Annotated in this window: 12 protein-coding genes and 1 pseudogene; all 13 read right to left on the bottom strand. The window is 53.1% G+C overall.

From position 1 onward, the window contains the following. Positions 1–254, bottom strand: a pseudogene (locus L692_RS29235) (hypothetical protein); the annotation flags it as partial. Then, complete coding sequence (locus L692_RS0117545) at positions 251–823, bottom strand: hypothetical protein (protein ID WP_025701405.1); 573 nt, start codon at positions 821–823, stop codon at positions 251–253. The gene L692_RS0117545 and the pseudogene L692_RS29235, both read right to left, overlap by 4 nt. Positions 824–906: 83 nt before the next feature. Further along, the gene (locus L692_RS0117540) at positions 907–1212 is read right to left on the bottom strand and encodes a hypothetical protein (protein ID WP_025701404.1); all 306 of its coding nucleotides are present in this window, start codon (positions 1210–1212) and stop codon (positions 907–909) included. Between the two features lie 58 nt (positions 1213–1270). Next, complete coding sequence (locus tag L692_RS0117535; protein WP_025701403.1) at positions 1271–2677, bottom strand: DUF342 domain-containing protein; 1407 nt, start codon at positions 2675–2677, stop codon at positions 1271–1273. Between the two features lie 27 nt (positions 2678–2704). Further along, positions 2705–3493: a FliA/WhiG family RNA polymerase sigma factor gene (locus L692_RS0117530; protein ID WP_025701402.1), complete on the bottom strand. Its 789-nt coding sequence runs from the start codon at positions 3491–3493 to the stop codon at positions 2705–2707. A gap of 87 nt (positions 3494–3580) precedes the next feature. Continuing rightward, complete coding sequence (locus tag L692_RS0117525) at positions 3581–4000, bottom strand: hypothetical protein (RefSeq protein ID WP_025701401.1); 420 nt, start codon at positions 3998–4000, stop codon at positions 3581–3583. A 1-nt stretch (position 4001) separates the two neighbouring features. Next, positions 4002–4499, bottom strand: coding sequence for a chemotaxis protein CheD (locus L692_RS0117520; RefSeq protein ID WP_025701400.1), 498 nt, complete (start codon positions 4497–4499; stop codon positions 4002–4004). After that, entirely contained in the window at positions 4492–5085 is a 594-nt protein-coding gene (locus L692_RS0117515; protein WP_376717931.1) for a chemotaxis protein CheC, read from the bottom strand. The genes L692_RS0117520 and L692_RS0117515 overlap by 8 nt, the downstream gene beginning before the upstream one ends. A 37-nt stretch (positions 5086–5122) precedes the next feature. After that, entirely contained in the window at positions 5123–5584 is a 462-nt protein-coding gene (locus L692_RS0117510) for a chemotaxis protein CheW (RefSeq protein WP_025701398.1), read from the bottom strand. Positions 5585–5611: 27 nt separating this feature from the next. Then, on the bottom strand, positions 5612–7681 hold the full coding sequence (locus L692_RS0117505; protein WP_025701397.1) for a chemotaxis protein CheA: 2070 nt from the start codon (positions 7679–7681) through the stop codon (positions 5612–5614). A gap of 33 nt (positions 7682–7714) precedes the next feature. Continuing rightward, on the bottom strand, positions 7715–9121 hold the full coding sequence (locus tag L692_RS0117500) for a protein-glutamate methylesterase/protein-glutamine glutaminase (RefSeq protein WP_025701396.1): 1407 nt from the start codon (positions 9119–9121) through the stop codon (positions 7715–7717). A 37-nt stretch (positions 9122–9158) separates the two neighbouring features. Continuing rightward, entirely contained in the window at positions 9159–10040 is an 882-nt protein-coding gene (locus L692_RS0117495; RefSeq protein WP_025701395.1) for a MinD/ParA family protein, read from the bottom strand. Next, positions 10037–11184, bottom strand: a 1148-nt coding sequence (locus L692_RS29230; RefSeq protein WP_025701394.1) for a flagellar biosynthesis protein FlhF, incomplete at its 5' end; no start/stop codon positions are given. The genes L692_RS29230 and L692_RS0117495, both read right to left, overlap by 4 nt.

The raw sequence follows: 11184 nt of genomic DNA, 5'->3' as shown, positions 1-11184 counted from the left end.
CTGCCGCTGTCGGCTTGGCCCGCCTCGTCTTCGCCTTTCGAGGCCTTCTCTTGCTCTTCCATCGTCCGCCACTCCTCGGCTGTGTGCAGCTTTGCTTCCGCATCGGACACTTTCAGCTTCAGCTTTGAAGCTTCACGAACCACCTGCGCCTTTGTCGGCGTCGCCATCCCCGCCGAAATCATAAGCTGGAGAAGCAGCGCGCCAGCCGCCAGCCCGCAGCCAAGCCCGACCATAAAGGACCGATTCCTGATCACGCCGATTCCTCCTGTTTCGCGAGCTGCAGGATCAATTGAATCTCTCCTGATGGCATTCCGGTTTTCTTGGCGATGATATCAATGGATTTCCCCTGGCTGTAAAGTTCGAACAGCTGCGGGTATCGAAGCTTGATCGTGCTGACCGGTCTGGCCTTGGCACCGGCTGACGGTTCGTCAATCGCATTGGCCGAAGCTGCCGAATGCTGCGCATTAGTGTCTTTGCCGCTAGATAAGGCCATCTGTAGAAGCCCATTCTCACTTGCGGCCATACGGGTCTCCAACTGGCCTGTCCTATGCTGCACCGCATCGATCCGTCCGTTCAGTTCGCCAAGCTGCTCCTGAAGAGCCGCCTGGCTGCTCTGGGTCTGGGTCTTGATCGAATCCAGCACCTCCAGCAGTTCTCGGTTCTCCCGCTCGACATCCGCCATGTATAACTCCAACGCTGCTTCCACTTCCTTCAGGCTCTGCTTGTCCGCTCCGCCGTTCTTGTTGCGGGCGCGCGACGGCAGAAGCAGCGCATATGCCAGAGCAAATCCGCCAAGCAGAACAATATACGCCCATGGTTGCACGAGTTCGCTCTCCTTTAGTGAATAAAATCAATATTTCAGCTTTTTTTGCAGTGGTTCTAAATCTTTTGGCCGCGCTTCTAAATCTACAGTTTGATATCGAAACGATGCCCTTTATACGGGTGCTCCGGGTTTGTCTCTTTGTCCTTTTTGTGTTCCCGGGAAGAACCGTGTCCGGCAGAGCCTCCCTGATGCCCGTCATCTCTTAAGGCGGATTCCGAGGACTCATTAACCTCCGTGCTGCGATTGGCCAGCTCACGCGAATCCTTTATATTCTGCATCGCCAAACCTTGCTGCTCCAGCCCGGATCGATGCTGAAGCTCTTGCTGCACCTTGCCCGCCTCGGTTGTCCGGGGGACGGCAATTTGCAGTTCAACCGGTCTCAAGTTCACGGAAATCTCCTGCCCTTCCGTATGAAATATTGTCCGTCAAGGCTGCATCGTTAGAGAATCAGACGTTTGGCGTCATATTAATGTCGCCCTGGGAATAATAGAACGTCATACGTTCTGCGGTATCCTTAACAAATTTGGTGTATCTTCCGATTACAATTTTGGAGCCGCCGTAAATGGTCTTGACAACCTCGACCCTGGCCTTGTCCGTATCCTCCAGCATTCTTTCGATCTCCAGCACCCGCTCTTTAATATGGACTTCCTCTCTTTGCTGGGACTGCTGCGTAGCGTTAAGCTTGATACGCATGGCAAGCTTGTCCGGCGGCAGGGAATCATTTAGCGCCAGCTGGTTCAGCAGGTAGAGCGCCTTCTTCGTTTTATCGGCGTTCTCCAGCAGAAGGCGAAGCTGCCGGCGGAGGTCATTGATTTCATTCCTCAGCTCGGGGAGAACTCCAACTTCAATCGCCGTCGCCGTCGACATCGTGTTGCCAATCGTGCGCGCCACAACCTTTTCCCCGGCCTGCACCGTCCCGCCGACGATAAGTCCCTTGGCTCCATTGCACAGAACGCTCCTTCCGGCGCGGATATTGGAATGCATGATGCTCTGGGAAACGATAATATCCTCCCCCGCCGTCACGTTGCCATCCTGTATAAATGACACCTTCACGTTGGCTCCGGCGCTGACGAGTCCCTTGTTATAGCCGATGATGCCCCCGCTTATTTCGATGGAGCCTCTGGCGGTTAACTCCGCACCTTCCACACCGCCGATTACTCGTATATCCCCTTCTGACTTCACCGTAAACCCGGAAAGTACATTGCCCCGAATAACGACAGTACCAACAAAATCGATGTTCCCGGTGTTGTAATCGACGTCGCCATTCACTTCGTACACGGGAAATACATTGATTTTTCCTTTATCCGTATAGGATATCAGTCCGTCAATTGCCGCGTACATCGAGGATTCATCATCGCTGACCAGCACGTTCTTGCCTATCTTGAAGCGGGCAGCCTTGCCCGCCTTGCAGGGGATCGGATCGCCGGTAACGGCCATGCCGGGCTGTCCTGGTACGGGGGGAATAAGCGTGGCGATCAATTGGCCCTTGCGGACATTGCTCAGCCGGATCAATTCCTTATAATCGACCTTGCCGTCTTCCATTTCCAGCGGGCGGCGGTCTTTGTCATCCATCGAAACACTAAGCTGTACTTGTCCGTCTGTCCCGTTTGCGGGTGCCTTGCCCATCGCTATCGGCACCTTGCCGGAGAGGTACTCTCCCGGGTGTTCTGCAAAACGCTGAACAATATCCCACTGAATGCCGTAGAGAACCTTGTTTCGCTGCAAAAAAGCGCCCAATTCTTCAACCGAGCAGGCGAATCCTTCATCCCGTTGATAAAACTCAAGATACGCTATTTCCTTGTCCTCCGAAAAGCTGATGCTCAAATATTCGCTTAACGCAGAATGGACAACCATTTCCCGCCTCCTCGCCGCCATTTCCGGCTAATCATTTTGCATTAAGAGATCCCGATTCTTCTCAAGCGTTCCCCGAAGCCGCAGTATCGCCTTGGAATGCAACTGCGATATCCGGGATGGAGACAGGGACATGACCTCGGCAATTTCGCTCAAAGAAAGATCCTCATAATATAAAAGGGACACGACGGTCCGTTCTTTCACAGTTAGTTTCTCGATGCCTTTGGTAAGTGTTTCACGAAGATAGAACTCATTTACTTTATGATCAGGGTTCTTGGCTTTATCATCCACCAGTACCGACAAACGGGTCTCTGAATCTTCTTCCCGAATTGGATCTTCTAAAGAACAGAGCGTCATCACCGCAACATCCTGCAGCATGCTTTGAAACTCCTGTTCGGTTACATTCAAATAGCGGCTCATTTCTTCATCGCTGACAGATCTTAAATATTTTTGTTCAAGCTGCTGATATGCATCCTCAATCCTTTTCGCCTTTTCCCGGACCGAACGCGGAACCCAGTCGCCTTGACGCAGAGAATCAAGAATTGCGCCCCGGACACGCCAGGAAGCATAGGTTTGAAATTGCAGTCCCCTTTTGTAATCAAACTTTTCAATCGCATCGATCAGTCCCATTACGCCATTGCTTGCCAGGTCGTCCTTTGAAACGTTTTTTGGCAGGCCTACGGCCAAACGCCCGGATACATAATCCACTATGGGCAAATATTGCTCGATCAATTTTTTCTTGGCTTCCGGGTCCCCTTCTTCTTTCCACTGTTCCCAGAGGGCCTGGTGTTCCAAATGAGAAGCTTTATGCTCGTTCAACGGCTTTCACCCTTCCCACAGTGTAGTCGGCGAGCCCGCGGGCCAGGGTTCATTGAAATCCATAATCTATCTCCCCACTACGCTCGCTCATTCATTTTTCAGGTGACGAACGGCCTTGGCCAATTCTTCAGGGTCCTTCATCGAGACCAGTTTGGGAGGTTGAAGCGGCCTGAATTCGCCATTCTCCTGCTTCCCTTGTCCAGACTCCGGCTTGAGCAAATTCTTTATCTCCTCGTTCTCGTCCGGAGTCGAAATGTCCAATTGGGCGCCCAAAGTTTCCTGTACATCGCCTGAAGATGAGGACGGATTGTCCGGAATGTCGGTTTGCTTGCCTATAATACCCATTATCCATTTCAGGGCAAGGGCAAGCAAAAACCAGAGAATAAATCCGGCCAATCCCCGAAACAAACTGGTCATTGGCAGATTGTTCCGAAGCGAAAACAGAAAGGTGAAAATAAAGCCGGCCAGTCCACAGCTCAAGCTGATTAAAACAGTTCTAGTCTTCATATTATAATTCCTTAATGCCTTTTTGCACACTGCGGATGTACAACAATCCGGTGTTGCAGGCAATCTCGATCGTCCGCCCGTAGCTGCCGCCCGTATCTTCCGCCAATAACGGAATATTCAAATCCTCCAATGCCCGTTTGCAGGATTCCACATTGCGCGGACCAATTCTCATCGTATCGTTTCCGCCGGCAAAGGCGAACATTTGGGCGCCACCCGCCATCTTGGCGACAATCCGGTTGCGGATCGCGCCGAGACTGAGCAATCGGGATAACAGCTCGGGAATTGCCGTATCCGCGAATTTGGCAATGTTAAGCTTGCCTTCACGGGCGATCTCCGAAGACGGGAGCATGACATGCGCCATCCCCCCCAATTTTTTTGCGGGATCGTAAAGCGTAAGTCCGACGCATGAGCCAAGGCCAGTAGTGCGGATTACATGATCGTGACTGCCTACGTTGAGATCAGCCATTCCCACCTTGATAACGCTTTGCTCCTCATTCATCTTCAAACGGCACTCCCAATGATTTGAAAATTTTAGGAAATGATTCAGGGTCCGGAATAAGAAAGAACTGGCCTTCAATCTCATTCTGTCCTTCCAAAAATGTTGTGTCGATCAGGAGCGCATCATCTCCCATTTGACCGAACTGCAGCAGACCGTAACTCAAAATCGCGCCCGCCATATCCATTGCCAAAGCAGGGACCGTCGGATACATCGATAAGGAAGTAAAGTCGGCCAGGGACGAGAGGTAGGACCCCGCCAAAATATTGCCGATTTCGTTGAGCGCGGAAAGCTCCATTTCACTCAGCTCTTCGCCTGAAACTTCCGAGATGCCCGCAACTCGGCTCAGCAAGCTGCGTGCCGCATCCGGCGCAAGTATAAAGAACAAATTCCCCGGCGCGTCGCCTTCAACCCGCAGAAATACCGCATAGACAAGCTCTTCGGCGCCGCCTACTTTTTCAGCAATCTCCTCGAACCCTAGCAGTTGAACTTTGGGAACCGCCATATCAATCGGTTTGTTCAGCAGTTGGGACAGCGCAGTGGCCGCATTCCCCGCACCGATATTTCCGACTTCCTTGAGCACATCCATCTTGAAATCTTTCTGATTCTTGAACAGTTCCACGGCATCAGCCCTCGAAACTTTCCAGTTGCACGATTTCACTCTTGTTGAGGACTTCTGACAGATTAAGCATAATGAGCAGACGGCCCTCTCCTATTTTGGCCACACCATCCAAATACTTGGCCTTGATGCCCCCTACCACTTCCGGAGGGGTATCGATGTCTTCCCTGTTCAAATCGATCACATCGTTGGCCGAGTCTACGATAAAGCCGACCTCCATCTCATTGACAACGACGATAATGATGCGGGTCTGATCGGTATGCTCCGCCTCTTCCAGGCCGAATCTCCCCCGAAGATCGATAACGGGAATAACGACACCGCGCAGATTGATAACCCCTTTGATAAAAGAGTAGGTCTTCGGCACCCGCGTGATCGGCATCAGACGCTCGATTGTTTGCACTTTATCCACTTCAATGCCATATTCCTCTGCAGCCAGTTTAAAGACAATGACCTTAATATCTTCAGCCATGGAAAGTACCTCCCTGTATGGATTCTCTTATTTGATAAAAGCGTTGGGATCGATAATCAGCGCAACCTGGCCGTCGCCGAGAATCGTGCCTCCCGATATTCCCTGGATATTCGGCAAGTACTTGCCTAAATTCTTAATGACAATTTCGTTCTGGCCGATAAAATCCTGCACCGTAAGCGCGACGAGCTTGTCCCCTTTGCGGATCACAATGATCTCTGTCTCCTCTTCGCCGGTCTCGTCGTAATCAGACACATTGAAAAAGGAGCTTAACGATACGATTGGGATATGGGAGCCCCGGAATTCCACCATCTTGGCGCCATGTACGCTGCGGATCTGCGAACGTTTCACGATGCCTGTCTCCACGATGGATGAAAGCGGGATCGCATATTTCTCCGGACCAAGCCGGACCAGCATAGCGGCGATAATGGACAGTGTAAGCGGAAGCTGAACAGAGAAGGTGGTGCCTTTGCCCGGAGTGGAATAAATGGTAACGTTGCCTCCAAGCGAAGAAATCTTGGCTTTTACGACGTCCAGTCCGACCCCGCGGCCCGAAATATCGGAGATCACCTCGGCTGTACTGAATCCGGCGGCGAACAACAGCTGGTGAGCCTCGTTGTCGCTCATCGCCGCAGCTTGCTCTGCAGTCACGATTCCCTTATTCATCGCGGACTTCAGCACCTTCTCGCGAGAAATGCCGGCGCCGTCATCCTGAATTTCTATAAAGACGTGGTTGCCGCTGTGAAAGGCCCGCAATTGGATCGTGCCCATCTCCGGCTTGCCGGCGGCGACCCGATCAGCCACCGATTCAACCCCATGGTCAAGTGCGTTGCGCAGCAGATGAACAAGCGGATCGCCAATTTCGTCGACAACGGTCCGGTCAAGCTCGGTTTCGGCGCCTGTAATAACAAGATCAACCTTTTTGTCGAGCGACTTGGCAAGATCGCGGACCATACGGGGAAAGCGGTTGAACACTGTATCCACCGGCACCATCCGCAGCTTCATCACAATATTCTGCAGGTCGGCGCTTACCCGGCTCATATGCTCAACCGTCTCGGTCAATTCCCCGCTCTGGATATCCGAAGCATGCTGCTCCAGCCGAACCCGGTCGATTAGCAGCTCGCTGAGCAGATTCATTAGAACATCCAGACGGTCGATATCGACGCGGATGGTGCGTGAAGGAGCGCCGGCGCTTTTTGCGGGGGCCTTCTTGGCTTCTTCTTTCTTGGGGGGAGCTGCCGGCGCCGGAGTAACCGGAGGAGTGTTCTCCCGCGCGGGAGCAGGGGGGGCTTGCTCAGCCGTGGCGGCGACAGCTGCCTGACCAAGCTGGCCGAGCAGTTCCGCATCAAGCGCCACCGATGTTACCTTATCGATCTCGGATACTCCCATGATCAAGGTCTGCATTTCCTCGGCGGTCTTCTGGGAAATATAATAGAGCGAAAAGCTGAAATCAAATTTTTCCTGTTCAATATCCTGAACCGAAGGAAAGGATTTCACGACTTCACCAAAACGCTCCAGCAGTTCAAAGACCATGTAGGCCCTCACCGCACGAAGCTGACAGTCTTCACGAATCGTTACTTCAATGAACAGCACCTGATGCCCTGCTTGAATCGACTGTTCCAGAACCGATAATTGAAATTCATCAAGCAGCGCCGGAGTTTCCATTGCCTTGGACGCAGCCGCTGCCGGCCCGGGGCCTTCACCCTGGGCGGACGGCACCTCGCCCCGAACAATCGCCTGAAGCGAGGCGACAATGGAGGATACGTCGGCTTTCCCCTCCCCACCGCCGGTAATGTCCTGAACCATGGCTTCAAGCGCATCAAGACTTTTGAATAAAGTGTCAAAAATAAAATCCTGCATCACCAGCTTGCTGTTTCGCACCAGGTCAAGCACATTCTCCATCTGGTGGGTCAGGGAAGCCAGATCTTCAAATCCCATGGTCGCCGCCATGCCTTTTAAGGTATGCGCGGAGCGGAAGATCACCTGCACAATGCCGAGATCCTCCGGATTTGCCTCCAGACCCATCATATTTTCGTTCAAAGACTGAAGATGATCATTCGACTCATCAATAAACATGGATAAATACTGATTCATGTCCATGTCCAGACACCTACCCTTCGCGTTCGCTTTGCGTTATTTAACGACCTGAACCAGTCTTGGAGCAATGTCTTGCAACGGCAAAATATAAGTGACACACCGGAGCTCAACCGCAGAACGCGGCATTCCGTAAACGACGCAGGTTTCTTCGCTCTCGGCAAAGGTTGAGGTGATGCCCGCGTCATACAGCGACTTCATCATCTTGGCGCCGTCGCTCCCCATTCCGGTCATAATCACCGCATGGCGCTCCAAAGCTTTCAGCGGAAGCAGTGATTCGAACAGCGTATCCACCGAAGGACGATGACCGTTCCGGGCTTCATCCTTTGACAGAGCCACCGCATACTGCCCTCCGGCGGTTTCCGTGACCTTCATGTGATAACCGCCCGGAGCAATATAAGCCGCTCCCTTCCGAAGGATCATTCCCTGCTCCGCCTCCATCACATCCAGAGGACTGAAGGTATTCAGCCGCTGGGCAAGCGACTTCGTAAAATTGGGGGGCATATGCTGCACGATAACGATCGGCGCGGGAAAATCGGCCGGAATATTCTCAAGCAGAGCTTTTAGCGCCCGCGGTCCGCCTGTTGAGCAGCCAACGGCCACAAGCTTCGTCAGCCCCTTCGCGCCTAATTTGCGATCCTTGCCAGACACTGTGGGAATATCCGGCCCCGCTCCTTGTGCAGGCGTCCTCGGCGGTATCGGTTCACGGACAGGGACGTCCGATTTCTTCGGAGACAACGATTTGATTCGTCCGACCTCGGGCTTCTCCCCGGTAGAGACGCTTCTGGTTCTCTCTGTACGGGGAAGCTGCGGCTTATCTTCGCGCTTCCTTTCGGCGGATATGCCGGTACCTTGTGAGAGGGGCCGTAAAATCGGCGCTTTGACATCCTGTGTCTCCTTGCCAGAGGTGTGTCCCCCACCACCTCCGTCCTGCTTATCCGCCGGCTTAGCGGGCGGCATCGAAGAAGCGGATTCAGGCGGCTGCAACGCGGGTGTGCTTTCGGCGCTTGAAAGCTCCGACGCGGAACGAGCCTCCCGGCGTTCGCGGGCAAGCATCGCCTCCTTCATCTGTTCCCTTAACGATTCACCGACGCTGTTGATATCATGTGAACTGGAAACCGAAGGCTTGCGGATAAAGTCGAAGGCCCCGCCCTCCAGGGCAAGAATCGTCTCTTTCATTCCTTCTTCGTTAATGCCTGACAGCATGATGACAGGAAGCGGATGGTCAAGCATGATCAGCTTCAACGCCTCCAGCCCGTTCATTTCGGGCATCTCGACGTCCATGGTTACAAGATCCGGCTGAAGTTCCTTCACCTTGTCAACCGCTTCGCGACCGTTAACGGCCGTGGCCGTTACCTGGAAGTCGGCGTTTTTTTCAATTAAATCGGAAATGATTTTGCGCATAAATGCCGAATCATCCACAACCAAAACTTTATATGGCTTCATATCATTTCCACCCTTGTCCTTAAATTCAGAACATTTCTTATATACGGCGAAGCCACTTGCCTATAAACCCTTTAATTCCGCGCGATTCAGCCGAGACCGAAGAACAGTCGGATGACAAATACCGGAGCGTCAGTCTGTGAATATCCATCGCGGCGGCACTGTTGGGGTAAGCCAATGAGAAAGGAATTTGGCGTTTGACTGCTTGGACCACATGACTGTCGCTGCTGATGAATCCAAGGTAAGGAATATCAAGCTCCAAGAAACGCCGGGCGGTCAACCTAATTTTGTCGCTTGCCGCAATCGCTTCCCTGGTATCCGATGCCAGGTTAACGACCAGTTGAAACGCGGTGCTCGGTTGTGCAGTATGTACCACCTTCATCAATGCGTAGGCATCGGTAATGGCCGTTGGCTCCGGAGTGGTAACGACAATACAATCGTCGGCCGAGATAATGAATCTCATCGTTTCCTTGGAAAGTCCGGCGCCAGTATCAAACAATATATAGTCCATTTCGTCGGCGATTGTCGCAATTTGGGATGTGAAGTAGTTCAAATCGCTGTCCGATAGGGAGAAGAGCTCTTCCATGCCCGATCCTCCGGCAATAAAAGGCAGACGGCCCGGGCCTGTTTGAATAATCTGCTCAATACCGGCTTCTCCGCCAAGCAAATGGTACAGATTATACTCCGCCGAGACGCCCATCAGAACATCCAGATTGGCCATGCCGATATCGGCGTCGAACAGAAGCACTCTCTTCCCCATACTCTTGAGCGCAAGCGCGAAATTAAGAGTGAAGTTCGACTTTCCGACTCCGCCTTTTCCGCTGCACACGGTTATAATTCGCGCAGTGCCTTCTCCTCTGTCAGCAAGCTTTCTATTTTGTCCGGCGACAAGCCGTCTCAGCGATTGGGCCTGGTCCATCATTGCTCACCTGTTCCCAGCAGCAAATTGCACAGAAGCTCCCCGGATGGCATAAGCAGATCGTCAGGGACGGTCTGACCATTGGTCATGTAGGACAGCATGAGCGGGTAGTCATTAAGCAGGTTCAGCAAAGAACCATAGCTTCCCGTTTCGTCCAGCTTTGTCAGGATGACTTTATCCAATCTGTATTTGCTGAAATGCTCTGTAATCAGCTTCATATCCTTGCTCTTTGACGTCAGGCTGAGCACAAGGTACGTCTCGCTCTGCATGGCCGGTGACAGCAGACTCTGCAGTTCGGCTACAAGCAGTTCGTTGCGGTAGTTTCTTCCGGCCGTATCCATTAATACCAGATCACAGCCCTCCAGCCTGGACAACGCCCGCTGCAAATCGCCCGGCGACTGAACAACCTCAAGAGGGACATCCAAAATCGATGCGTAGGTCCGAAGTTGTTCAACCGCAGATATCCGGTACGTATCGGATGTGATCATTCCGACCTTGCGGCCATGCCGAAAGAGCTGATCCGCCGCCAGCTTGGCCAAGGTGGTCGTCTTTCCTACCCCTGTAGGACCTGCGACATGGAGGAGCCGTGTATCCGGAGCAATGCCTCCTCCTATTCTTGCGTCCAGAAATGTTACCATGTGTTCTCTTAGAGCTTCCTCGAACTGCTCGTCCGTCCACAGCCTCCCGGCCTCATTCCAGGCATCCAGCACATCACCGATCCACTCCTCTACCAGCGCGCTGTCCGTTTCCTGGTCGAGCAAACGCGTCCGCATCCGCTCCAGCCCCTCCGGAAGTTCTCTCGACTCGGCGGACTGCCTGGCGATCCGCTCGATCCATTGCTTCATCTCCCTTACCTCACGAAGAACGCTGTCATCGGACAGACGATCCTTTCGATCAGGCGAAAACAGCGGAGCTGCCGGAGGCTGCGTAACGGGATCGGTTTCAACCGAATGGGAATTCGCTGAGGCTTCCTTTGGAATTTCCTGCGCAGTGTTCTCTTCCAGCACGGCGACGGCTCCTTGCTTCGCAGCCGCACCTTCGAGCGCTGCGGCAATCTCGGCGAAGCTCCGCGAAGACTCCGATCCGCCTGGGGCCGCGCTGCCCGAAGCCGAGGCATAGGCTTCCCGATATACCTTGGGCACACCTG

It is taken from the genome of Paenibacillus forsythiae T98, from assembly GCF_000520735.1.
GTDB classification, from domain to species: domain Bacteria; phylum Bacillota; class Bacilli; order Paenibacillales; family Paenibacillaceae; genus Paenibacillus_AQ; species Paenibacillus_AQ forsythiae.
The sequence above is the reverse complement of the archived record's forward strand: the minus strand, read 5'-3'. Positions and strand labels throughout refer to the sequence as shown.

Bases quoted from the DNA above. Each gene is read 5' to 3' on its own strand.
- L692_RS0117535 (WP_025701403.1), bottom strand. From the start codon at position 2,677: ATGGTTGTCCATTCTGCGTTAAGCGAATATTTGAGCATCAGCTTTTCG.
- L692_RS0117525 (WP_025701401.1), bottom strand. From the start codon at position 4,000: ATGAAGACTAGAACTGTTTTAATCAGCTTGAGCTGTGGACTGGCCGGC.
- L692_RS0117520 (WP_025701400.1), bottom strand. From the start codon at position 4,499: ATGAATGAGGAGCAAAGCGTTATCAAGGTGGGAATGGCTGATCTCAAC.
- L692_RS0117515 (WP_376717931.1), bottom strand. From the start codon at position 5,085: ATGGATGTGCTCAAGGAAGTCGGAAATATCGGTGCGGGGAATGCGGCC.
- L692_RS0117510 (WP_025701398.1), bottom strand. From the start codon at position 5,584: ATGGCTGAAGATATTAAGGTCATTGTCTTTAAACTGGCTGCAGAGGAA.
- L692_RS0117505 (WP_025701397.1), bottom strand. From the start codon at position 7,681: ATGGACATGAATCAGTATTTATCCATGTTTATTGATGAGTCGAATGAT.
- L692_RS0117500 (WP_025701396.1), bottom strand. From the start codon at position 9,121: ATGAAGCCATATAAAGTTTTGGTTGTGGATGATTCGGCATTTATGCGC.
- L692_RS0117495 (WP_025701395.1), bottom strand. From the start codon at position 10,040: ATGATGGACCAGGCCCAATCGCTGAGACGGCTTGTCGCCGGACAAAAT.